The sequence below is a fragment of the Vibrio fluvialis genome, from assembly GCF_900460245.1.
Classification (GTDB): domain Bacteria; phylum Pseudomonadota; class Gammaproteobacteria; order Enterobacterales; family Vibrionaceae; genus Vibrio; species Vibrio fluvialis.
Genome location: NZ_UHIP01000001.1, coordinates 2,349,512 through 2,374,087, shown reverse-complemented (window position 1 = coordinate 2,374,087; position 24,576 = coordinate 2,349,512). Strand labels below are relative to the sequence as shown.

The following is a 24,576-nucleotide window of genomic DNA, read 5'->3' as shown; positions in this document are numbered from 1 at the left end:
GCGCTTACGCAAAGCGCGCCAGCACTTCATGCACTTTCGCGTTCATGTGCGCTTTTTCAGCGTCAGAGATGAAGCTCGCTTCAATCGCATTGAGGGTAAATTGCGCCAGCTCTTGGTGCGACATCGGGTGTGCGTTGGCCACCGCCATAAAATTATCGGTCATGTAACCGCCGAAGTAGGCCGGATCATCAGAGTTGATGGTGACGCATAACCCTTGGCGCAGCAGTTCTACAATGTTGTGCTGCTCCATTTCAGTAAATACTTTGAGTTTCAGATTGGAGAGCGGGCAGACCGTCAGCGGCATTCGGGTTTGTTTCAGCTCTTGTACCAGAGCGGCGTCTTCGACACAGCGCACGCCGTGATCGACGCGTTGCACACCAAGCAGATCAATCGCGTTGCGAATATTCAGTGCCGGCCCTTCTTCACCAGCATGCGCCACGGCAATAAAGCCAGCTTCGCGCGCCTGACGGAATACCTGCTGAAATTTTTCCGGCGGATGCCCCTGTTCCGAAGAATCGAGACCGACACCGACAATCTTGTCTTTGTACGGCAATGCCTGTTGCAGAGTGAGCATGGCGTCGGCTTCGCTCAGATGGCGCAGGAAGCACATGATAAGCTGGCTGGAGATGCCCAGTTCTTGTTGTCCTTTCTCCAGCGCCTGCGTAATGCCATTAATTACAGTTTCAAACGCGATGCCACGCGCGGTGTGCGTTTGCGGATCGAAGAAGATTTCGGTGTGCATTACGTTGTCTTGTTGGCAACGCAGCAGGTAAGCCCACGTGAGATCGAAAAAGTCTTGCTCGTGGATCAGAACGTTGGCGCCTTGGTAGTAAATATCGAGGAAAGATTGCAGATTAGAAAACTGGTAGGCCGCCCGCACTTCATCCGGGGAAGAAAAGGGAATCGCAATCTGGTTACGCTGGGCGAGGTCGAACATCAGTTCAGGCTCCAGCGACCCTTCAATGTGCAGGTGAAGTTCTACTTTCGGTAGTTGCTGAATAAATTCTTTCATATATCGGCTCTTAATCAAAAAGTTGAGATTAATCGCTTTTCACCTTGGGTGGTTTGGTTGGGCCATACAAAGAGAAAAGCGATCGTGCGCTTAACTCTTCGTAATCAGAATTTTACGGATTCTGGTAGAGACCCCCACACCCTATCAGTGGGGTTATACGAAGCAACAATGCTGATTTCCGCGTCTCGCCCCTGACGAGTTCTCGTCGCCGGAGAGGCATTGAATCATGCGCGGAAATTCATTAAATGATAACCGAATCGAGCCAAAACGCCACTATTGAGCAGAAACCTTTTTCAAGCTGCTGAATTGTGACAACAAAAAAGGCCAACCCACAGGCTGGCCTTTTGTCGTTATCCTTTTGAATTTTGCCGACGCATTCGTGGCAAGTTCATGGCTTTTCGCTGACTTAGTTGTTGCTGTGCAGCTCGCTGTTCAGTTCAACCGCAGATTTGTTCGCCAGACACTCGACCTGACCGGTCTGAGAGTTACGACGGAACAGCAGGTCAGACACGCCAGCCAGATCGCGTGCTTTGATGATTTCCACTTCGTTGCCATCTTTGTCCAGCATGCGTACTTTAGTACCGGCAGTCACGTACAGACCCGATTCCACAGTGCAGCGGTCGCCCAGCGGGAAGCCGAGACCTGAGTTGGCACCCAGCAGTGAGTTTTCACCGATAGACACCACGACTTTACCGCCGCCAGACAGAGTACCCATGATCGATGCGCCGCCGCCGATATCAGAACCGTTGCCCACCAGTACACCCGCAGAAATACGGCCTTCAACCATGCTCACGCCGGTTGTACCTGCGTTGAAGTTGATGAAACCTTCGTGCATCACGGTGGTGCCTTCACCCACGTGTGCGCCCAGACGAACGCGCGAGGTATCGGCGATACGAATGCCAGTTGGCACCACGTAGTCCACCATTTTTGGGAATTTGTCGACACAATCGACGCTCAGCGTACGGCCAGCCAGACGAGCTTCGATTTGGCGCTCTGCCAGTTCAGGTAAGTCGATTGGGCCTTCGTTGGTCCAAGCGATGTTGTGCAGCAGACCAAAAATGCCATCCAGTACGGTGCCGTGAGGCTGAACCAGACGGTTTGAGATCAGTTGCAGCTTCAAAAAGCCTTCTGCCACGCTTTGTGGTTTGTCATCTGACGCCAGAATTACCAACACCAAAGGCTGGGCCGAAGCGGCTGCTTTTTCCGCAAACGCTGCGCTTGCCGCCTGATCGTTGGCCGCAAATACTTTGGCCAGCTCGGCACTTTGCGCTGCGGTGATTTCCAACGCTTGGTTGCCTTCGCTGTAGCCAGCCACTGCCGCCAAATCAGCAACCAGCTGATCGCTTGGGTTCAGAATCGGAGTCGGGAAGAATACTTCAATGATTTTTCCGTCGCGGTTTTTGGTTGCAGTACCAAAGCCCAGTGCAAAGTTCGCCATGTTGGTCTCCATTAAACGTTAAGCTTTAAAATTATTTCCTGATAGCGGCGAGTTGAGCGTCGTCGCTACCGCATAATGCGTTGAAATCATCATAGAGAGACTCTTTCGGAGAAGAAAGGGTAAAAAAAGGATCCGTCCGTAGAACGATACTTTTTGTCTTTTGGGAGACATATCTCTTTAGATGGAAGTGGGGCAAACATACCCCAGTGCTGACCTGTCTGAACGACAGAGATAAAAAAACCGCTGCCTGAGCAGCGGCTTAGCGTCTAGTTAAGCTGCGTCATCAACCGCGTCTTCGGTTTTTACAGCTTTAGGCTTTTTTGGGGTCGGTTTACGTTTTGCGCCCAGAGCGTAAAGAATCTCTTCTTTGTTCTGTGCCAGGAACATCGCCAGCTCTTCCTGTTTCGCTTCGTCTTCGATCAGTTCACTTTTACCCAGTAGCTCGAACAGCTCATCTGCTGTGTCCAGCATTTTGTCATAAGCGTCAGCTTCGGCTTTCGAGGTAAAAGTCATTTTCTCTTCTCCGTTGCGTTCCACCACGTACTTAACGATGACAGCCATGGTTCATCCTCTACATTATTTTGCTAAAAAATTACTGGCTGTTTATACAGTTTTTAAACTCAAAAGTCCAGCCAGCGACGTCAAACTGAGAGCTGCCGCATCATGCTGGCCAGTCATGGCAGAATTCGATGAAACGCTTGAGCAGCGGGCTCTGATATTTCTCTTTATGCACCAGAACCCAAAAGCGGCGTTTCATGTCGAGTGGCACATTGAGCACGTGCACGCGCCCGTCACGAATCGCGGTTTGCGCCGCAAGGCGCGACAGGCAGCCAAAGCCCAGCCCGGCGGAAACACTGTTGATCAGCGCTTCAGTGGTGTTGAGCTCAAACGCTTCGTGCCACTGCTCAATGCGCGGCGCCATCACGCGCAGGAAAAACTCTCGTGAGCCGGAACCGGCTTCGCGCAGCACCCATTCACTGTGCTCAAAGTCGCTGAGCACAATTTTGTCTTTGCTCGCCAGCGAATGCGTCGGCGCGCACACGATGCACATTTCGTCCTGACTGAATTGAGTCGACATCAATTGCGGGTGCAGGGTTTTACCTTCAATCAGCGCAATATCGAGCTCGTAGTCGACAAGTTTCTGACAGATCAGCGCTGAGTTAGAAATAAACAGGCTTTGCGACTGATGCTGAAACTGGGCGCGAAAGGCGCTGAGCAAATAGGGCGCGACTTGATTGCCGATGGTGTCACTGGCGCCGATGCGCAGTTGGCCGGAAAGGGTTTGGTTATCTTCAAACAGGTGATCGAGATCTTTGGCGCGGCTGAGCAGTTCATCGGCCAACGGCAAGAGCTTTTGCCCTTCCTGATTGAGGATCAACCGGTTGTTGACCCGATCAAACAGCGCGTGCCCGAGCTGTTTCTCCAATTCCGAGAGCGCCATGCTGACCGCCGCCTTGGAGAGGAACAGCACCTCGGCCGCCGCCGTCAGGGTTTTGTGCTGCGTGATGGTGGTGAACACGCGCAACTGTTTGAGGGAAATATTGGATGCCATTTTCGTTAAGTTAGATTGAACGTCTGTTAGGAATAATTAGATATATTCAAACGTAGTGCAAGCGTATTATTCCCCCATTCCCGAATACGACGCGGTTGATGGCCGGTTTCGTCGTGTTGTTGAAGTAACCGAGTGATGAGGTGGTTATGATTCGAACTGCGAAAAACAAAGTGATGGGCGCGCCAACTCCGATGGCGGGTTTGGCGCTCGGTATCGCCAGTTTGGGCTGGTGCTGGGAAAATGCCGCCGATTTGCATGGCGTCGGTCAATGGACTGGTGCGGCGCTGGCCAGCGTGCTGCTGCTGATCCTGACCGTGAAGTTTCTGTGCCACGGTCATCTATTGCGCCAAGATTTGGCCCATCCGGTGGTCGGTAGCGTGGTGCCCACTTATGCGATGGCGACCATGGTTGTCAGCCATTCCGTCGGCCAGTTTTTCCCCGTTGCAGGCGATGCATTGTGGCTGATGGCCGTGGTGCTGCATGTAATTTTTCTGGCGAGTTTTGTGTACCACCGCGCCAAAGCGTTCGAACTGCACCACATGGTGCCAAGCTGGTTTGTGCCGCCAGTGGGCATTATCGTCGCAGACGTCGCGTTTTCCGGCAACCCAGCGCTGGCTCCGATTGCTCATGGCGCGCTGCTGTTTGGCATGCTGGCTTACGCGGTGATGTTGCCGGTAATGATTTATCGCTTTATGTTCACCCAAGAAGTGCCGGATGCGGCTAAACCCACCATGGCAATTCTGGCCGCGCCAGCCAGCCTGTCGATGGCTGGTTATCTGACCGTAACCGCCACGCCATCGCCAGTGGTGATTGCGCTGCTGTTTGGGATTGCGGTGTTGATGACTGCGATCATCTACTTGGCGTTCACCCGCTTGCTGCGCCTGCCGTTTAGCCCGGGCTACGCCGCATTCACCTTCCCGATGGTGATTGGTGCCACCGCGCTGTTCAAAATGGCGCACTGGATGGAGCGCATCGGCATGGCGGAACATTATGTGCATCAAGTTCACGCGTTGGCGATGGTGGAACTGCTGGTCGCCACCGTGGTGGTCAGTTACGTGGCGCTGCGTTATGTGATGTATTATCAGCCAGCGCCTCGAATTATGAGCAATGCGTAACCCTTTGCGCATCGAAAACCGCAAAATTGTCATTCCTCAAATGCACTTATGCTAATCTCAGTGGCTATGAAAGCTAGAGCAGCATGAGTGCATTGTGTTTACCGTTTACCACTCCAACAAAGTTGATACGCTGAAGATTCTGCTGGTGCATCTGATTAAAAATGATCCACTGGCCAATCCGTTTGAGAAAGAGCAGATTCTGGTGCAAAGCCCGGGGATGTCGCAGTGGCTGAAAATGGCGCTAGCACAGGAGCTCGGTGTCGCTGCCAATCTCGATTTTCCACTGCCGGCAACCTTCATCTGGGAGATGTTCACTCAGGTGTTGCCGAACGTGCCCAAACGCAGTGCCTTCAACAAAGAAGCGATGACCTGGAAACTGATGGAACTGCTGCCATCGCAGCTGGATCTGGATGTATTCGCGCCGCTGCGCCGCTATCTGCAAGACGATACCGACCAGTCGAAGCTCTATCAACTGGCAGAAAAAATCGCCGATATTTTCGATGGTTACTTGGTGTATCGCCCCGACTGGATCGCCAGTTGGGAAGCGGGGGAAAGCGTGGCTGAAATCGATGGGGAGCACCCGTGGCAGCCGGTGTTGTGGAAAGCGCTCTACGGCTACACGCTGACGCAAGGCCAATCGCATTATCACCGTGCCAATCTCTACCAAAGCTTTATCGACGCCTTAGCGCACATCGACCTGACATACGATGAGGCGCTGCGCGCTGCGCTGCCAAAACGCCTGTTTATCTTTGGCATCTCGTCGCTCCCCCCCCGTTACATGGACGCCCTTAAAGCGCTTGGCGAACACATTGACGTGCATCTGATGTTTACCAACCCATGTCAGCATTACTGGGGCGATATTCGCGACCGTAAATATCTGGCGCGGGTGGAAAGTCAGCGCCGCAAACAATTGGTTCTCCATCCTAATGCGGAGGCACAAACCTTCACGGTGGAGGGGGAAGTCTCGCCACTGAAAGGCGAGCTGGACGATTACGCGGGCGATGAGCTGCACACCGCGCAAGCCGTCGGCAACAGCTTGTTGGCCTCGATGGGCAAACTCGGGCGCGATAACCTCTATTTGCTGGCGCAAAGCGACAACGAAGAGCATGAACTGTTTATTGATGTGCCGCGGGATTCGCTGCTGCATCAGTTGCAGGCCGACATTCTGCATCTGGAAGAGCATCAAGACGACACGCGGCTGGACAGCAGCGCGCACAAACCAGCACTGCCTCACGGCGATCGCTCATTGACGCTGCATGCCTGCCACAGCCCGATGCGGGAAGTGGAAGTGCTGCACGACGAATTGCTGGCGATGTTTGACCGAGATCCGGAACTCAAACCGCGCGACATTATTGTGATGGTGGCCGACATCAACGCCTACAGCCCTTATATTCAGGCGGTGTTTGGTAACGCGCCGGGGGAACGTTTCATTCCTTATTCGATTTCCGACCGCACCGCCGATCAGGAAAGTCCGATTCTCAATGCGTTTATGCAGTTGGTCGCGTTGCCGCAATCACGCTGTCTGGCGTCGGAATTGCTGGAACTTCTGGAAACACCAGCGATGATGGCGCGCTTTGCGCTTGATGCGAGCGAATTTGACACCGCCAAACGCTGGGTTGAAGAGTCGGGCATTCGCTGGGGGCTCAACGACGCGACCGCGCAAGAGTTTGAGCTGCCGCAGACCCATCAGAACACCTGGCAGTTCGGCATCGCCCGCATGTTGCTGGGCTATGCGATGCCGTCATCGGTTGGCTTGTTTGAAGCGGGCGGTCACGCCATGGCACCGTACAACGAAGTGCAGGGCATGAGCGCGGAACTCGCCGGTAAACTGGCGCATTTCATCGACACCATCAGCGATTACCGTCAGCGACTGGCACAAACGCAGCCCATTGAGGCGTGGCGAGAGCTGCTGTCGTCGCTGATTGATGACTGTTTCAGCGTCGATCTGGACGGCGAGATGGCACTCAAATCGATTCGCGACACGCTCGCGGCGCTCAAAGAGCAGCTCGCTGACGCTGGATTCGACGACGCGATATCGCCCGCCATCATGGGGCAGTACCTGCATGACAAGCTGTCTGGAACGCGTGTCAGTCAGCGTTTTCTCGCCGGTCAGGTCAACTTCTGTACCCTGATGCCGATGCGTTCGATTCCGTTTAACGTCGTCTGTCTGCTTGGGATGAACGATGGGGTTTACCCGCGTTCCATGCCGCCGGAAGGGTTTGATTTAATGAGCGGCCGTACGCGTCCGGGCGATCGCTCGCGCCGCGATGACGACCGTTATCTGTTCCTCGAAGCGATGCTTTCCGCGCAGCACACCCTGTACATCAGTTATGTGGGCCGCTCGATTCAGGACAACACCGAACGCGTGCCGTCAGTGCTGGTGACCGAATTGCTGGAATATTGCCAGCAGAACTATTGCTTGGCCGGCGATGAAGCACTGCCGAGTGATGACTCTGGCGAGCGCCTGATTGAACAGTTGCAGTTCACCCACGCCATGGTGCCCTTCAGCCCGCAAGCGTTTTTGACCGATGTCGGCAGTTACGCTAAAGAGTGGCTGCCTGCCGCGCTGCGCCAAGGCACCGCGAGTGGCACGTTCCATCGCGCGTTGGATGATTATCTGCTCGATGCGGTTTACCCGCTGGAATTGGATCTGGTCGAGCTGCAACGTTTTTGGCGCTTGCCGGTGCAATATTTCTTCAATCGCCGCCTGAAAGTGGTGTTTGAGCCGCCTTTGCCGGTGATGGAAGACGATGAGCCGTTCGCGCTCGGTGGCCTTGCCAGCTATCAGCTGCGTGACGCGCTGTTGGACGGCTTGCTCAATGCGCCCTCGGCGCAGGCGCGTGATGAGGTGTTGACGCAGTTCAACAAGCAACAGCGCGCGCAAGGTAAGCTGCCGGTCGGCGCGTTTGGTGATCTGGAGTTTGAAACCAACCGCGTGCAAGCCGAAGAGCTGGTCGAAAAAATCCAGTTTCTCTGTCAGGCGCCGCTCGATGATCTCGATGTCAACCTGACCTTCACGGCGCTCGGCCAGTCACGCCCGGTGCGTTTGAGCGGCTGGCTGACGCGGCGTTATCAATCGGGGCTGGTGCGTTATCGCAGCGGCGCGATTCGATCGGAAGATATTCTGGCGGCGTGGATTGATCATCTGGCGGCCGCAGCATCAGGTGCCAACCTGACCACGCATGTGATTGGCTACGATCGCAAAGAAGGCGTGGTGCATCAGGTTCTGCCTCCACTCAGTAGTCATTCAAGTGAAAGCGCGGCTCTGGCAATGGCGCAACTGAACGAATTGGCGCGACTCTATTACCAAGGCATGACTGCGCCGCTGGCCTATTTCCCGAAAACAGCGTTGGCCGGTGTTGAAGCGGGATTCAGCCGCGGGCAATGGGTCGACGATGAAGAAAAATCGCTCAAGAAGATGGCCGAGACATTCAATGACGGTTTCATGACCAGCGGTGAAGGCAACAACCATTACATCGCGCGTTTGTGGCCGCAATGGACGGACGAACTGGCGCATCAGGTGCGTGTGTTGGCGAGTTTGGTCTTGCAGGCACCGCGTTTACAGTTGCGCGATTACGCCGACCACATCTCAATCGAGAAGGCCAGTCAGGCATGATGGTTAGCACCGAATGTTGGGAAGCATCGAATATCGGGAAGAGAGTAGAGTGGCCGCCAGAAAATCATTATTGGTGTAGGGCGTTCGCTGTACGGCCACAGGTCAGAGGGACCATGATTCGGTAGATGGCAAGCGGGGCTTGCATCAATGGGGTGCAGTGTAATGATCCAATATGGTGCGCGCTGTGAGTCCGATCCCATAACCCTCTGTCTGGGCAAGTTTTTGCACAGATTCATAGAATTATTTAATTCGGATCACATAAATTTTCGAATAATGACCCAAAGGCAACTGGAAATATGAGTGTCACTGCCAACATAACTGCGACGCCACTGGAAACCATGACGTTTCCGCTGCACGGCGCGCGTCTGATTGAAGCGTCGGCGGGTACGGGTAAAACCTTTACCATCGCCGGATTGTATCTGCGTTTGCTGCTCGGCCATGGGACAGAACACACCCGTCATGCCAGCGCATTGACGGTCGATCAGATTCTGGTGGTGACCTTTACCGAAGCGGCGACCGCTGAGTTGCGAGACCGAATTCGCGCCCGCATTCACGATGCGCGTCTGGCGTTCAGCCGCGGGAAAAGTGATGACCCGGTGATTCAGCCGCTGTTGGCGGAATTTGCCGATCACCAACTGGCGACACGGCTCTTGCTCAATGCGGAGCGCCAAATGGATGAAGCGGCGGTCTACACCATTCACGGCTTTTGTCAGCGCATGCTGACGCAAAACGCATTTGAGTCCGGCAGCCGTTTCAACAACGAATTTGTCACCGATGAAAGCCATTTGAAAGCGCAAGTGGTGGCCGATTACTGGCGCCGTCAGTTTTATCCGTTGCCGCTTAATCTGGCGGCGGAAGTGCGCCGCTTGTGGGCATCGCCGGCGGCGCTGCTGGAAAAAATCGGCGGCTATCTGACCGGCGCGCCGCTGTCGCTGACGACGCCGGTGATGGAGGGCGACCTCGCGGCGCTGCATCAGCACAACCTGACTCGCATTGATGCTATGAAAGCTGCGTGGCTGGCGGCGGCCGATGACATTCATGATTGCATCGCCAATTCCGGCATTAACAAGCGCAGCTACACCAAGAAATCATTGCCGGAGTGGATCGCCGCGGTGTCGGACTGGGCGGCGCAGCCAACCCATGGTTACGAGGTGTCGGACAAGCTGGAGCGTTTTGCTCAGGATGTGCTGGTGGAGAAAACGCCATCGGGCGATGCGCCGCGTCATGCGGTGTTTGAGGCCGTGCAGGCGTTTTTGGCGGAGCCAGTCAGCTTGGAAGCGCCGCTGCTGGCGCACGCGATCACTCACTGTCGCACGTTGCTGGCGAAAGCCAAAGCCAGCAAGCAGTGGCTGTCGTTCGATGACCTGCTGACTCAGTTGTCCGCATCGCTGGATGGTGACGATGAAGGCACACTGGCAGCGCGCATTCGCACGCTCTATCCGGTGGCGATGATCGACGAATTCCAGGACACCGACCCGCTGCAATACAGCATTTTCAGCCGCATTTATCTGCCGCATCCGCAGTGCGGTCTGTTTATGATCGGCGACCCGAAACAGGCGATTTACGGTTTTCGCGGCGCAGACATTTTTACCTACATCAAGGCGCGCAATCAGGTGAGCGCGCACTACACGCTCGGCACCAACTGGCGCTCCAGCGCCGACATGGTGGCGGCGGTGAATCAGGTGTTTACCCTGCCGGACAGCCCGTTTATTTACGACAACGACATTCCGTTTTTGCCGGTCAGCGCCAGCCCGAAAGCGGCTGGCCGTGCTTGGCTGTTGAACGGTGAGGTTCAGCCTGCACTGACCTACTGGGCGATGGCGGCTGACGCGCCAGTGACCAAAGGCGCGTATCTCGACACCATGGCGGCGGCAACCGCAAGCCAGATTCAAACCATTTTGACAGCGGCGCAGCAAGGGCAGGCGCAGTTTACTCACGGCGGAGCTATTCAAGCCTGCGACAGCATTCAAGCGGGTGACATCGCGGTGCTGGTGCGCACCGGAAATGAAGGGCGTTTGATCAAAGACGCGCTGGCTCAGCAAGGCATTGCCAGCGTGTATCTCTCGAACCGCGACAGCGTGTTTACCAGCGCGATTGCCCCGGATATGCAGCGCCTGCTGCAAGCGGTGCTGACCCCGGATAACGATCGCGCCATGCGCGCGGCGCTCGCTTCCCCGTTGTTTGCGCTCAATGCGCAGCAGTTGGACGCCCTCAATAACGATGAAAATGAGTGGGAAAATGCGCTGAACGAATTCAAACAGTATCGACAGTTGTGGCTCGATCGCGGCGTGCTGCCGATGCTGCGCGCGGTGTTGAGTCTGCGCCACATTGCCGAGCGCTGGCTGGAAGAGCCCGACGGCGAACGCCAACTGACGGATTTCATGCACCTGAGTGAATTGCTGCAACAAGCGACGCAGGAGATCGACAGCGATCATGGCCTGCTGCGCTGGTTGGCGCAGTCGATCGCTGATGCCGAACAAGGGCTGGGCGCCAGCGATGAGGCGATTCAACGCCTCGAATCTGAGCGCAATCTGGTGCAGATCGTCACTATCCACAAATCCAAAGGTCTGGAGTACGAACTGGTGTTTTTACCCTTTGTACTCAGCTATCGCGAAGCGAGCGAAGGCAAGTATTACGATGCCAGCAGCGGTAAGACCTTGCTGGACATCAGCGGTCAGGAAGCCTCGATTCAACAAGCGGACAAAGAGCGTCTGGCGGAAGATCTGCGCCTGATTTATGTGGCCCTGACCCGCGCCGTGTACGGCTGCTTTATTGGTGTGGCGCCGCTGCGTAACGGCCGTTCCAGTAAAGAGCCGACCGGCGTGCATTACAGCGCGCTGGGCTATTTGTTGCAAAATGCCCAGCAAGGCGGCTTGGCGCTGCTCGCGGAATCACTGCATCAACAGACGGCGCTGGCGTGTGTCGCGGTGACAGAGCCGCCTGCAGTGCCTGAGTCAGTGTTTGTGCCGTTGGATGAGCCGTTGCCGCCGCTGAGCGCGCGTTCGCTGAGCCACGAGATTGATCACCTGTGGCGCATCACCAGTTATTCCGGCTTGGTCAAACAGGGCAGTCATCAGCATGATGCCAGTTTTGAAATCGGCGGCTTTGATGTTGACTCGGCCGATGAGCACGATGAGGCGGCATTGGTTGAACCCGAGCGCTCGATTTTCACCTTCCCGCGCGGCGCGCAGCCCGGCACATTTCTGCACAGCCTGTTTGAAGAAGTGGAGTTCACGCAACCGGCTGGCGATGAACACAACACGCGCATCATTACCGACTTGATGGAACGCGAGCAGATCGATACCGACTGGCTGCCAGTGCTGCAATCGCTGGTGGATACCGTATTGAGCACGCCGCTTAACGGCAAAGACTTGTGCCTCAACCAAAAAGCGCCGCATCAGCGCCTGACCGAGATGGAGTTTTTATTGCCCATCGAAGTACTCAGTGCGCCCGCCCTGAACCGTGTGGTGCAGCGCCATGACCCGCTGTCAGCTAAAGCGGGCGATCTCGGCTTCTACACCGTGCAGGGTATGCTGAAAGGATTTATCGACTTGGTGTTTGAACATCAGGGCAAATATTACGTGCTGGACTGGAAATCCAACCATCTGGGTGATGAAGTCGCCGCGTATCAGGGCGCGCGGTTAGCGCAGGCGATGGCTGAGCACCGCTACGATTTGCAGTATCAGCTCTATGCGCTGGCGCTGCACCGTTTTCTGCGAAGCCGTTTGGCGGGCTATGACTATCAGCAGCACTTTGGCGGCGTTTATTACCTGTTTTTACGCGGTATGGATGGCACGTCGCAACACGGAATTTTCAACGCCAAGCCGAGTCAGGCAATGTTGGAAGAGCTGGATTATCTGATTCAAGGTAAAGAGATGACTTCGCGCACCACGTCCGCCGGACAGATGGAGTTGGATTTATGATGGATGTCCGTTTGGATTTTGCGCAGGTGAGCGCGCAGTTAAAGCAACTGGCGGCGCAGGGCGCACTGCGCCAGCTCGATTACCAGTTTGCTCATTTCCTCGCTCAACAAACCGACGCGGGGACGCTGAGCGATCACGAGCGCGCGGCGTTGATGTTAGCCGCTGCGGCGGTCAGTGCCGAACTGGGGCGCGGTCATATCTGTTTGCCGCTGGTCGATGAGCAGGGCAACCGGGTTGAACTGGCGAGTAAGGTGGGGGTGTATGGCGAGGCTGCCCTGCCGCTAAATCAGCTGTGGTTGTCTGTGGATTGGGCGGCACTGGTGGCGCGCACGCCGCTGATTGGCGTACGCGGTGAAGCGGTGCCGCTGATGTTTGATGGTCAGCGCTTGTACCTGCATCGTTATTGGCATTATGAAGTGACCTTGGCGGCGCGTTTGCAGAGCTTTGGGACACCTATGATCTTAAAGCCTATGGCAGTCCAAAATCTTCGCCAGCGACTCGATACGTTGTTTGCCCGCGACTATCGTTTTTTACAGCAAGCCTTGCAGCGCAAGGGGGCAGCGTTGGCATTGAATCAGGTGGCGCGTCAACGTTTGGTGTGCGACTTACTTGATGTGGTCGACGAGTCCGGGCTCGATTGGGAAGCGATTGATGGCGTGTTGCAACAGGCCAAACGCAGCGAGGATTTCGCGCCGCTGGATACCTTGGTGCCCCAAGCGCACTGTCTGAACTGGCAGAAAGTGGCGGCCGCGATTGCCCTGACGCGCCGTTTTGCGGTGATTTCCGGTGGTCCCGGTACGGGCAAAACGACCACCGTGACCAAATTGCTGGCGGCGCTGATCAGTCAGGCGCAACAAGCGCAGCACACGCCGACCATCAAACTGGTGGCACCGACGGGTAAAGCGGCCGCGCGGCTGACCGAATCGATCGGTAAAGCGGTGGCAAGCTTAGCCGTAGAGCCTGAGCTCAAAGCGCTGATCCCTACCGAATCGAGCACCATTCACCGCTTGTTGGGAGCGATTCCCGACAGCGCCGAGTTTCGTCATCATGCAGGCAATCGCCTGCACCTTGATGTGCTGGTGGTCGATGAGGCGTCGATGGTCGATTTGCCCATGATGGTCAAATTGGTCGATGCGCTGCCGGACAGTGCGCGGCTGATATTACTCGGCGATAAAGATCAGTTGGCGTCGGTGGAAGCGGGCGCCGTGCTGGGCGATATCTGCTCGTTTCTTTACCAAGGTTACAGCAAAGAGCAGAGCCGTTTGTTGTCTGAGCTGACCGGCTTTCAGTCTGCGGCGCTCAGCCCGCGTCACGCCGAGCATCGCATTGCCGATAGCTTGTGCATGCTGCAAAAGAGTTACCGGTTTGATGCGTGCTCCGGCATTGGTCAGTTGGCGAAAGCCATCAACAGTGGTCAGGCCTTGTGGGTGGATAAAGTATGGCAGGAAGCATTTAGCGACATCCAACACTTTGCGCTCAGCAGCGAGCACTACAACCAGATGTTGCAATCTCTGGTGGGCGCTTATTCGCCGTATCTGGCATTGATGGCAACGCCGCTTACGCCGTCGCAAAATATGGCTGAGAAAGCGCGCGATGCGTTGCAGGCCTTTGGCCGCGCGCGTTTATTGTGCGCGGTGCGAGAAGGCGATTTTGGTGTCAGCGGACTTAACTACCGCATTGAGCGGGCGCTGGCTGCGCGCAAGAAAATTAAAGTACAGGATGAAATCTGGTATGCCGGACGCCCGGTGATGGTGACGCGCAACGATCATGGTCTTGGCCTGTACAACGGTGATATCGGGATTTGTCTGCGCGATGAGCAAGATGAGCAGCAGCGCCTGAAAGTTTACTTTGAACTGCCCGATGGCAGCGTCAAAGCGGTGTTGCCCAGCCGAGTGCCGCAACACGAAACCGCCTATGCGATGACGATTCACAAATCGCAGGGCAGTGAATTTGAGTTCACTGTGATGATTCTGCCGCCGGAATTCAGCCCGATTTTAACCCGTGAGTTGATTTACACCGGCATCACTCGCGCCAAGAAGCAGCTCGCGCTGTATTGCGATATGGGAGTGCTCAAACGCGGCATTAAACTCAAAACGCAACGCGCAAGTGGATTGGTGGAGCGTTTGATGGATATGGGCGACGACGCCTAATCGTTGAGAGCGACAAAATGAAGCTGGCAGCCATTGAGGCTGCCAGATTGAATTTTGTCAGATAAACGCTTTCGTGAAAGTAATACTACGAATGCGGTAGCGCTCTTTCGAGCCAAGGATAAAAGCCCTGAGATTTTCACTGACGGGAAAAACGCAATGTACATCTAACCCTTCAAGAAACTGGTTGTCGGCCATATCCCAAAAGCTTTGCAGAGAGTTACAAATAACGGTTTTCATAGAAAGTTTGCTCTTAAGTACTTGTTTTAGTAATAAAAGCAATCCATGCGATGTCTAAGCCAGCCAAAGCTTAGTAAGAGTCCTAGAGCTTGTAACTCAAAAGTAGATCTAAGTCACAAGTGGGCGAATTTTACACAGTTATTTACAGTTTGAAAAGTGGTGATTTTATGAACAGAAAGATGCAATGGATTGCAGCTTTCTGTTTGACTTAATTTTAGCGATTTATGCTGCCTGTTTGGTAAAAACAGGCTGTGTAAGGACGATTACAGGTTCAAAATCAAGATCTTTGAGCGGCGCTGATAGTTGTACAGACTCTGTTTTGCCATCGGTAATTTATCGACACCCACTTCAATAAACCCTTGTTCGCGGAACCAGTGCAAACTGTGCGTCGTCAGCACAAACAGACGTTGAATGCCCATCTGTTTCGCCTGATGCTTCATGTGGTTGAGTAGCAGCAAGCCACGGTTACCATCACGGTATTCCGGATGAATCGCTACGCACGCCATTTCGGCCATGCTCTCTTCCTGATACGGATACAAGGCGGCGCAGCCAATCAGCAGGCCATCTTTATCGATGATGGTGAATTTGTGGATCTCTTGCTCGAGCTGCTCGCGCGAGCGGCGCACCAGAATCCCTTGTTCTTCCAGCGGACGAATTAAATCGAAGATGCCGCCGATGTCGTCAATCTGCGCCAGACGTACTTGTTCGGCACTCGCCATGACGATCTGAGTCCCGATACCGTCAAACGAGAACAGCTCCTGAATCAGTGCGCCATCTTCCTTGTAACTGACTAAATGGCTGCGCGGAACTCCAGCGCGGCAGGCGGCAATCGCCGCGCGTAAAAAGCGCAGGGTACCAGTGGTGTCATCAATATCCGGATTGGTTTCTGATTCCAAACGGCTAACGATTTTCTCGACATCCGCCGGAAACAGCTCGGCAATCGAGTTACCATTTTCATCGATGATACCTTGAGTGGAACAAAAGCCGATCAGCTTATCGGCTTTTAATCTTATCGCCACTTGGGTCGCCACTTCTTCAGAGAGAAGATTAAAACATTCTCCGGTGACTGAACTTGCTATCGGGCCAAGAACGACGATAGAACCCTGATCGAGCGTGCGGTTGATGCCATCGATGTCAATGCGGCGAATGCGTCCGCTATGGCAATAATCGATGCCGTCATCTACACCTAATGGTTGAGAGATAACAAAGTTACCACTGACGACGTTGAGCTGAGTTCCGGCCATCGGTGTGTTGTTGAGGCTCATCGAAAGACGGGCGGTGATCGCCAGTTGCAGTTGACCCGCCGCTTGCATAACCAAGCTGAGCGCTTCTTCGTCGGTAACGCGAATGCCTTTGTGATAAGGCGTAGAGCGATTGTGGGTAGCTAAAATCTGATTGATCTGTGGGCGCGCGCCGTGAACCAGTACTATCTTGACGCCCAGACTATGTAGCAGTGCCAGGTCGCTGATAATGTTTGAGAAATTCTTATCAGCAATCGCTTCGCCGCCAACCATCACCACCATGATTTTGCCGCGGTGAGCGTTGACATAAGGGGCTGATTGTCTGAAGCCCTTAACAAGGGCGGTACTACGAATTTTCACGGCCGGATACTCGAATTGAATGTTTAAATATGTCCAAATAATGACTTTTTATTCATCTTGAGACAAGTGGTTTTTTTGAGTCTGATGCAAAATATCGTCGTGACGTTTCAGTCGTGTGATAAGGCTGAGATAGACTGTCAGCGAAGTCAGGCCGAGGGTGCCGTAAACCGTCAACTCAGATGGAAACAAAATGCTTAAAAGTGAGGCGTTAGAGCCAGTGAATGACGAACTTCGTCTACGTAAACGAAAAGCCATTGAGCGCATGCTGCTCTCGATCGCTCTCGTTGGAACGATAATAGTGATCGTAATGGTCAGCAATGTGTTCGGACGCGTTGCCGACCTGTTTTTGCCACCAAAAAGCGATGTTTATGGTTTGTGGGTGGAGCAGAATGTCGCGCCTTATGCAGCGCAGAAAATCGAACTGGAAGCGAAAGGCGTGGTGATCGAAGGACGCGTGGTGACGACATCGTTCGATTTTAATGGTCGTTATCTTGAGTATCGTATCGGTGATCAGGAGTATCGCTACAAAATGCTGAATGAAGAGAACACCGAAATGACGCTGATTTCACCCGCACATTACAATCCGACCTTCCAATTGTCAGGAAAACATCAAAAAAACCTTCGTTAACAATTCGACAATTGCGCTTCTTACTGGAGTTTGTCATCCTTTTCGCTGAACTTCGATAACGGATAAACTCCAGTGATAAAACGTCTTTTCCCATTTGCCACTCTGGCACTCCCTCTGACGGTTCTGTTCGGTTGTGCGCAACCAACGGATCGTGCCCAGCAATATCTGGATGATGAATTCCCGCAGACGCTGAACAAAGTCGAGCAGATCGAATCCAATAAACCGCGTGATTTCACCGAGTTTGCCAAGCAGAGCGAGCAAGTGGTGGAGAAGTCGCCGTCGATGGCTGCGATTTATGGGCCGCTGTATCAAAAGCTTAATGATTGGGTGTTACAAAGTGGCGATCCGGCCGAGCTGGCTCTGTTTGGCGTGCAGGCCGCGCAGTTGGGCGGCGGCGATAAGCAGGGCAACGTGCTGTTTACCGGCTACTTTTCTCCGGTGATTGAGTTGCGTCATACGCCGGATCCTGAGTTCCATTTCCCGGTCTATGGCATGCCTGCCTGTGATGCTGAGTGTCCGACCCGCGCGCAAATCTATGATGGCGCACTGAGTGGCCAGGGGCTGGAGCTGGGCTTTGCGGCCAATCGTATCGACCCATTTATTATGGAAGTGCAGGGCAGCGGTTTTGTCCATTTTGGCGATGACGACACGCTGGAATACTTTGCCTACGCCGGCAAGAACAACAAGGCTTATGTCAGCATCGGCCGTATTCTGATTGAACGCGGGTTGGTTGAGCGTGAAAAGATGTCGCTCAAAGCGATCAAAGACTGGGTGCTGGCTAACGATGATGCCACCGTCAAAGAGCTGCTAGAGCAGAACCCGTCGTACGTGTTTTTTGAGCCACGCGCCGCGGCGCCTGTGACGGGCAGTGCGGGTATTCCACTATTGCCAATGGCCTCCGTCGCTGGCGACCGTTCGCTGTTCCCGATGGGCACACCGATTCTGGCCGAAGTGCCGCTACTCAATGCCGATGGCACGTGGTCGGGCGCGCATCAGTTGCGTCTGCTGATTGTGCTCGATACCGGCGGAGCGGTGAAACAGAACCATCTCGATCTCTATCACGGCATGGGGCCGCGTGCTGGCACTGAAGCCGGTCACTACAAGCACTTCGGCCGCGTGTGGAAACTGGGGCTAGAAAACTCACCGACACAAGCACCTTGGGCTCTGCCGCCAGAGAAGTTACAATAGCCCGCGGTCAGCTAGACTTTTTCGAAAAGAGTGCGTATAAATCGCACTCTTTCTTTTTGTGAACCTTATCATTGCGGATTAACGATCCCGATTTTGGATGATGAACATGCGTGAACTCGATACTCCAGCCTCAGACAGTTACAACCAGCGTTTTGGTGGTACCCGCCGTTTATACGGCCACTCTGAAGTCGATATTCTGCGAGCGGCGCATGTGTGTGTCATCGGCATCGGCGGTGTCGGTTCCTGGGCGGTGGAAGCACTGGCGCGTACTGGCATTGGCGAACTGACGCTGATTGATATGGACGACGTGTGTGTGACCAACATTAACCGTCAGATCCATGCGCTGAGCGGCAACGTCGGCAAGAGCAAGATTGAAGTGATGGCAGAACGGGTGAAACTGATCAACCCGGAATGCAAAGTTAATTTGATTGACGATTTCATCACTCCGGACAATCAGCATGAATACCTGAGCAAAGAGTTCGATTACGTGCTTGATGCCATTGACAGCGTGAAAGCCAAAGCGTCGCTGCTGGCGTACTGCCGCAGCAATAAAATCAAAGTGATCACCACTGGTGGTGCGGGCGGTCAGACCGATCCTACTCAAATCATGGTCGCTGATCTAACCAAAACCATTCAGGATCCGCTGGCGAAGAAAATCAAAGATCGCTTGCGCCGTTTCCACAATTTCCCGACCAATCCGGCGCGTAAGTTTGGTATCGACTGCGTTTTTTCAACCGAGCAGCTCAAGTACCCGCAAGCGGATGGCAGTGTGTGCGCGGTGAAATCGACGGCGGAAGGTCCGAAGCGCATGGATTGTGCCAGCGGCTTTGGCGCAGCCACTGTCGTCACGGCAACCTTTGGTTTTGTTGCGGTCTCACGCATCGTCGAAAAACTGATTCAGAAACACAGAAAATAAATAGGCAGGGTTGTTATGTCTCGCTATCCCACATCTCCGTTTGGTCGTGAAATCACCAGTGAACAGATCGTCACGACGATGCAATCCCTGCACGGCTGGGAAGATCGCTATCGTCAGGTGGTTCAGTGGGGGAAAAAACTCCCTCAGATGCCTGAAGAACTGAAAAGCGAACAGGTGACGGTATCGGGCTGCGAGAGTCTGGTGTGGCTGGTGGGTGAGCCGCAAGATGGCGTATGGCATTTCTGCGCCGATTCTGACGCGCGTATCGTGCGCGGCTTGATTGCGATTGTGCTGGCGGCGTTTGACGGAAAAACGGCCGCTGAGATTCAGGCTTTCGACATCAATGACTATTTTGACCAACTGGGTTTGATTGCCCATTTGAGCCCATCACGCGGCAACGGTCTGCGCGCCATCGTCGAGCAGATCCAAACCATGACGCAGCCTAGCCGTTAACGGCCTACGTAAGTCATTATCGCGCTATGATCTGAGCCGTTCAGTTCTTGGACGGTTTCTCTTTTGCAGATAGCGAGTTCGCTATTTAGCCACAAATGATCAATCGAAATTTTTAGCCACGCAGGCAGTGCAAACTTTGGGTGATTCGGCCAACTTGCAATCGGAACGGTCTGCATCTGCCGAAAAAGCGTATGAAAGCGTGCGCTCTGTCCTGACAAGTTCATATCTCCAATAACAAGAATATCTTCGGTTGGGCTTTGTGTCGTTTGATACTCCAAAGCCTGAATGAGCGCATTTCTTCTTTGCCATAGCTCATTGTTGCGAGGCGAGGGGGGATGAGCAATCAGCAGCGACACGGGATGGTTCTCATCCAGTTGCCAAATGCCTCGAATGAAATTGTGGTAACCCTCGTAATAATAGGCGTGCATCCCATACAGATGTTGCTGGGAAAAAATCAATTGATGGGAGGGTAAACCGACTTTGGGTTGCCCACCAAAGCGATAGGGATAGCGCTCATCAAGCGACTGCAATTGTTCGAAATGGTTAACCGTCACCTCTTGCAATACCACCAGATCCGGTTGCTCTTTGGATAGATACGCAATCAGTTGATCCACATGTTGATTGGAAAACAACATGTTGTATTGAAAGATGCGCACCGGATGGTGGCACTCGCGATTCACGACCGCGGAATCGTGTGGTGCGGCAAGAACCAGATAGGCAATGAAGAAAATGCAGGCTAACACGGCGAGCCAAGCTTTTTGGTACAAGCCGACCAGCAGTAAAATAACGAACGGCAGAATAAAAAGCGGCGGATAGGCGGCGAGGTTCTCTCCCCACCATATCTGTTGCTGAGCTTGAACTACCCAGTAAAACAGGGCAAAGAGCATGATGAGTAGCCACAATCCCACTTTTTTGCTCATCTCTGGCTCGTTCCTTTTGAGGCGATACTTCAGTTAGTCTAGCAATCAATTCTGTTGAGACAGTTCTCTTCTTTTCACTCTAAGCCCGGCTTATTGGTCTCAGCACGTGGCGACTCTTTTTCTAGAGAATGTCGACCGCTTTTTCGATCGCTTTGATCAGCTGCGCGACTTCCTGCTCAGAGTTGTAAATGCCAAACGAAATCCGCACGGTGCCTTTGACGCCAAACGCTTCCATTAACGGATGAGCACAGTGATGACCTGCGCGCACAGCAATGCCTTGTTGATCGAGTAAGGTGGCGAGATCCTGATGGTGCACACCCTCCATCACCACGCTCAGAATGCTGGCATCAGGCTGATAGCCCAGCACTCGAATATCTTCCATTTTGCTCAGTGCTTGATAGGTCAGGGTTTGCAGATGATGCAGATGCGCTTCAACCTCAGTACGCTCAAAGCGGCTGTACCAGTCGATGGCGGCTTTGAGTGCAATCGCGCCTGCCACGTTCGGTGTGCCAGCTTCAAACTTGCCCGGTAGCCCGGAGTAAGTCGTGCCGCCGAACGAGACTTTCTCCACCATCTTGCCACCACCATGCCACGGGGGCATCGCTTCCAATAATGCTTGCTTACCGTACAACACGCCGATCCCGGCAGGCGCATACAGCTTATGGCCGGAGAAGACATAAAAGTCGGCATCCAGAGCTGCCACATCGACGGTTTCGTGCACAATACCCTGAGCGCCATCGACCACGACAATGGCACCCACTTGATGCGCGGCTGCGATCACTGTTTCAATCGGCTGGCGTGTGCCCGTGACATTGGTGATGTGGGCCAGCGCAACGATTTTGCAGCGTTCCGACAGCAGTTCATGGAACGCTTCGAGACCAAATTCACCGTCGCGGGTCATCGGCACCTTGACTACTTTGGCTCCCGTCTGTTCGGCGACAATCTGCCACGGCACAATATTGGCGTGGTGCTCGGTTTCGCTGACCAGAATTTCATCGCCAGCTTTAAGTGTATTACGTGCGTAAGTTTGTGCGATGAGGTTGAGTGCTTCGGTTGCCCCGCGAGTCCAGATGATGCTCTTAGTACTTGGCGCGCCGATAAATTGCGCCACACGCTCACGCGCAGCTTCAAACTGGCTGGTGGCGTGTGCTGTCAGGCTGTGGCTGCCGCGGTGCACGTTGGCGTTTTGCGCGCTGTAGTAACGGGTAATCGCGTCAATCACGACCTGAGGTTTCTGCGTCGTCGCGGCGCTGTCGAGATAGATCAGCGGCTGCTCATTTACCGTCTGATTGAGGGCGGGAAATTGCGCGCGAATGGCGGCGATGTCTAACATGTTACTCTTCACCCAGCTTTTCGTAGTTCAGTTGCGGCAGAGCGACCAATGGCAGCGCCACTTCGCGGGCCAGTTCTTTGCCCGACAACTGCACAATGATCTCCACAGCAAATTCCAGCGCTGTACCTGGCCCTTGACTGGTGAGCAGGTTGTTGTTGACGTCAAACGTCACGCGGCGGTTGCGCCATAAGTCCTGCGGAATGCGATCCTGAAAATTCGGATGACAGGTCATCAGTGCACCCGGAAACAGATCGTGGTGTTGCAGTACGACGGCCGGAGATGCGCAGATCGCAGCCACCAAACGACCATCGTATTTTTGCTGTTTGATGATTTCGACCAGCAGTGTGCTGTCACGAAAGTTTTCCGCACCGCCGACACCACCAGCCAGCACTACCGCATCAAATTCGTCGTCAGCGACGTCGACCAACTTGCATTCCGCTGTCAGCGTCACGCCGCGCGAGGCGGTCATGGTCAGTTTACCGTCGAAATCAGCGCTGGCGACAACCACCTGATAGCCTGCACGTACCAGAATGTCGATAATGGTGACGGCTTCCATCTCTTCGGTGCCCGGAGCGATCGGTACCAGAATTCGTTTTGTCATGATTGTGTCCAACTTTGTTCGATTGATTGAATGTGTTGATAAAGAGCCAAATTGGCAGGTACGGCCAATCCGTGTTGCTGTGCTTTGCGCACCACATAGCCCGTAATAAAGTCTATCTCGGTTCGCCGACGATGAAAAATATCCTGATGCATCGAAGAACGATTGGCGGCGGTCGCGTGTATCACGTTATCGACCGTTGCTCGGAGAGCCGCATGATCGACAGGCATGTGTTCAGCCTGCATGACGCTGACGACTTCTGTCACGATACTATCTAATGTCTGGCGGTACTGTGGCTGTGCCAGTTCACCATTGGTAATGTGATGAATCGCAGTCAGCGGGTTGATGGCGCAGTTCACCGCCAATTTTTGCCACAATGCCTGTTCGATGTGCATGTTCCACGCCACAGAAGGCAGAGCGTGATTGAGCACCTCGGCGATAAATTCGCACTGGGCGCCGAGCGGATTAAACGTGCCTAGCTGAGTATGTCCAAGACCGGTGTGTTTCACCGTGTGAGCGGAGGTCTTCAGCGCACCATGGGTCGTTGTCGCAAGCAGTGCCGGGAACGTGCGCAATCGGTCAGCAAGATTATCCAGTGCGCCCATCCCATTATGCATAAACAGTAAAATGGTCTCTTGTTCGATGAGCGGCAGCAGCGGCTGTAGGGCAGATTCGACTTGCCAGGCCTTGACCGTTATCAGCAACAGATCGGCATGACGTAAGGTGTCTGGTTGATTGTAGGCAAAATCGATGCTGGGCGATTCATCAAGCTGAAGTGCCCAGTGAGACGTATCCGGAGTGCCCCACAGTGATACGCGATGTCCGGCCTGTTGCAGAGAGTAGGCCCACAAACTGCCGACCGCGCCCGGGCCAACGACCACTATATTCATTGAACATGCTTTGGTTAAGGGTTTGCGCTAAGGATAATGCTCAGCTTGCTGAAAGCAATAAAAAAGGCGCCCATCGGCGCCTTTTCTGCGTAACTGCAAGTCAGAATTAGAACTTGTAAGTTACAGATACGTAGTGACCAAAGCCAGTTGACTTCAGAGAGTCAGAGTCTTTGATACCGTAAACGTCTTTGTAGCCTTTCAGGCCGTAACCCACTGCGAAGCGGTCTGAGTGCCAGTAGATACCGTTGAACATCGCGCCGCCAGTGCTTGAAGATGCGAACTCATCTTTCATACCGAATTGGTAATCGATGTAACCTTGGTAAGAGATGAATGAACCGTTTTCAAAGAAGTAGAAAGGTTTGAACCAGTTAGTAGCAAAGTGGTAACCGTTCCACTCTTTACCGTCGCCATCCCAAGTTGCGTATAGGTTTACGCCAATTTTGCCCAACCAAGGAACCATCACGTCTGAACCCAGACCGATTTTTTGGTTGTTTACTGCGTATGAGTCAGAGTAGTTAGTTGCGCCGTCCCACTCGATCAGAGATGCAATGTACAGCTCTTGTACTGGACCGAAAGACAGATCTTTACCAGTCAGTGCGTCCAGAGACATACGTGGAGCAAATTTCATGAAGATTTTGCTGCCTGCAGTCGCTTTGTCGCTGCTTGATTTGCTTGCTAGGTTGAATACGTCAACGTAACCGTACAGGTCGAAAATTCCCGAGCGACCACCAAACTCCATCTCCATGTAGTCGTGGCTAGACTCGCCTGGCAGTTCGTCAAACGCACCCATCAGGTTGAATTGCATCCACTTGTAATCGTTTTTGTGGATATCGCCATCTGAATAGTCAGCCGCCAGAACTGGCGCTGAAGTAGCCGCAAGAAGGCTAAGAGCTAAAAGTGATTTACGCATTAGGGGACTCTCTATGTTTGTATTAATTCAGAAGAGCAATTATTCCTCGGCTCTTCCAATTGACGGGAATAATAGCGACAAAATTCTCAATTAAAA

The 24,576-nt window shown here is 53.8% G+C and carries 19 protein-coding genes and 1 riboswitch; of the genes, 8 read left to right on the top strand and 11 right to left on the bottom strand.

All coding sequences use genetic code 11. The features are described from left to right. Positions 1–4: 4 nt before the first annotated feature. From DYA43_RS11105 to DYA43_RS11090, 4 genes are all read right to left on the bottom strand, one after another. Complete coding sequence (locus tag DYA43_RS11105; protein ID WP_061056834.1) at positions 5–1,012, bottom strand: adenosine deaminase; 1,008 nt, start codon at positions 1,010–1,012, stop codon at positions 5–7. Positions 1,013–1,093: 81 nt separating this feature from the next. Further along, positions 1,094–1,193, bottom strand: a riboswitch (purine riboswitch). Positions 1,194–1,418: 225 nt separating this feature from the next. Beyond that, on the bottom strand, positions 1,419–2,450 hold the full coding sequence (dapD, locus tag DYA43_RS11100) for a 2,3,4,5-tetrahydropyridine-2,6-dicarboxylate N-succinyltransferase (protein WP_020429831.1): 1,032 nt from the start codon (positions 2,448–2,450) through the stop codon (positions 1,419–1,421). 270 nt (positions 2,451–2,720) lie between these two features. Further along, a complete protein-coding gene (locus DYA43_RS11095; protein ID WP_004729512.1) occupies positions 2,721–3,011 on the bottom strand; it encodes a YebG family protein in 291 nt (96 codons plus the stop codon). A gap of 100 nt (positions 3,012–3,111) precedes the next feature. Beyond that, positions 3,112–4,002, bottom strand: a complete 891-nt coding sequence (locus tag DYA43_RS11090) for a LysR family transcriptional regulator (RefSeq protein ID WP_061056833.1) — start codon at positions 4,000–4,002, stop codon at positions 3,112–3,114. 146 nt (positions 4,003–4,148) lie between these two features. Here DYA43_RS11090 and DYA43_RS11085 point away from each other — a divergent pair, with 146 nt between their 5' ends. The 4 genes from DYA43_RS11085 (at position 4,149) to recD (ending at position 14,806) form a co-directional block, all read left to right on the top strand. Continuing rightward, entirely contained in the window at positions 4,149–5,117 is a 969-nt protein-coding gene (locus DYA43_RS11085) for a TDT family transporter (RefSeq protein WP_055452486.1), read from the top strand. 94 nt (positions 5,118–5,211) lie between these two features. After that, positions 5,212–8,733, top strand: a complete 3,522-nt coding sequence (gene recC, locus DYA43_RS11080) for an exodeoxyribonuclease V subunit gamma (RefSeq protein ID WP_061056832.1) — start codon at positions 5,212–5,214, stop codon at positions 8,731–8,733. A 296-nt stretch (positions 8,734–9,029) separates the two neighbouring features. Further along, complete coding sequence (gene recB, locus DYA43_RS11075; protein ID WP_061056831.1) at positions 9,030–12,656, top strand: exodeoxyribonuclease V subunit beta; 3,627 nt, start codon at positions 9,030–9,032, stop codon at positions 12,654–12,656. Beyond that, positions 12,653–14,806 (top strand): exodeoxyribonuclease V subunit alpha, encoded by a 2,154-nt coding sequence (gene recD, locus DYA43_RS11070; RefSeq protein WP_061056830.1) that lies wholly within the window; start codon positions 12,653–12,655, stop codon positions 14,804–14,806. Before recB ends, recD begins: the two co-directional genes overlap by 4 nt. 57 nt (positions 14,807–14,863) lie before the next feature. Here recD and DYA43_RS11065 read toward each other — a convergent pair whose 3' ends face one another. Together DYA43_RS11065 and argA are read right to left on the bottom strand one after the other, a co-directional pair. After that, positions 14,864–15,043, bottom strand: a complete 180-nt coding sequence (locus tag DYA43_RS11065) for a hypothetical protein (protein ID WP_020330596.1) — start codon at positions 15,041–15,043, stop codon at positions 14,864–14,866. A gap of 263 nt (positions 15,044–15,306) precedes the next feature. Then, on the bottom strand, positions 15,307–16,644 hold the full coding sequence (gene argA / locus DYA43_RS11060) for an amino-acid N-acetyltransferase (protein WP_024373819.1): 1,338 nt from the start codon (positions 16,642–16,644) through the stop codon (positions 15,307–15,309). Between the two features lie 190 nt (positions 16,645–16,834). Between argA and DYA43_RS11055 the strand changes: the two genes are divergently transcribed. From DYA43_RS11055 to csdE, 4 genes are all read left to right on the top strand, one after another. Next, the gene (locus DYA43_RS11055; protein WP_020429846.1) at positions 16,835–17,272 is read left to right on the top strand and encodes a DUF2850 domain-containing protein; all 438 of its coding nucleotides are present in this window, start codon (positions 16,835–16,837) and stop codon (positions 17,270–17,272) included. 72 nt (positions 17,273–17,344) lie between these two features. Continuing rightward, a complete protein-coding gene (gene mltA, locus DYA43_RS11050) occupies positions 17,345–18,460 on the top strand; it encodes a murein transglycosylase A (protein ID WP_061056829.1) in 1,116 nt (371 codons plus the stop codon). A 106-nt stretch (positions 18,461–18,566) separates the two neighbouring features. Continuing rightward, positions 18,567–19,376 carry a tRNA cyclic N6-threonylcarbamoyladenosine(37) synthase TcdA gene (tcdA, locus tag DYA43_RS11045; protein WP_024373817.1) on the top strand — a complete coding sequence of 270 codons (810 nt, stop codon included), beginning with the start codon at positions 18,567–18,569 and terminating at the stop codon, positions 19,374–19,376. Positions 19,377–19,391: 15 nt separating this feature from the next. Further along, positions 19,392–19,829, top strand: coding sequence for a cysteine desulfurase sulfur acceptor subunit CsdE (gene csdE, locus DYA43_RS11040; protein WP_061056828.1), 438 nt, complete (start codon positions 19,392–19,394; stop codon positions 19,827–19,829). On the opposite strand, the gene DYA43_RS11035 is transcribed toward csdE, so the two are convergent. The 5 genes from DYA43_RS11035 to DYA43_RS11015 form a co-directional block, all read right to left on the bottom strand. Further along, complete coding sequence (locus DYA43_RS11035; RefSeq protein ID WP_061056827.1) at positions 19,826–20,749, bottom strand: endonuclease/exonuclease/phosphatase family protein; 924 nt, start codon at positions 20,747–20,749, stop codon at positions 19,826–19,828. The genes csdE and DYA43_RS11035 overlap by 4 nt on opposite strands. Before the next feature lie 121 nt (positions 20,750–20,870). Continuing rightward, positions 20,871–22,082 carry a cysteine desulfurase CsdA gene (gene csdA / locus DYA43_RS11030; protein WP_020330604.1) on the bottom strand — a complete coding sequence of 404 codons (1,212 nt, stop codon included), beginning with the start codon at positions 22,080–22,082 and terminating at the stop codon, positions 20,871–20,873. A 1-nt stretch (position 22,083) separates the two neighbouring features. Beyond that, positions 22,084–22,683 carry a DJ-1 family glyoxalase III gene (locus DYA43_RS11025; protein WP_020330605.1) on the bottom strand — a complete coding sequence of 200 codons (600 nt, stop codon included), beginning with the start codon at positions 22,681–22,683 and terminating at the stop codon, positions 22,084–22,086. Continuing rightward, positions 22,680–23,570: a 2-dehydropantoate 2-reductase gene (gene panE / locus DYA43_RS11020; protein WP_061056826.1), complete on the bottom strand. Its 891-nt coding sequence runs from the start codon at positions 23,568–23,570 to the stop codon at positions 22,680–22,682. Before panE ends, DYA43_RS11025 begins: the two co-directional genes overlap by 4 nt. Positions 23,571–23,676: 106 nt before the next feature. Further along, positions 23,677–24,480 carry a nucleoside-specific channel-forming Tsx family protein gene (locus DYA43_RS11015; protein ID WP_024373812.1) on the bottom strand — a complete coding sequence of 268 codons (804 nt, stop codon included), beginning with the start codon at positions 24,478–24,480 and terminating at the stop codon, positions 23,677–23,679. Positions 24,481–24,576: the final 96 nt, after the last annotated feature.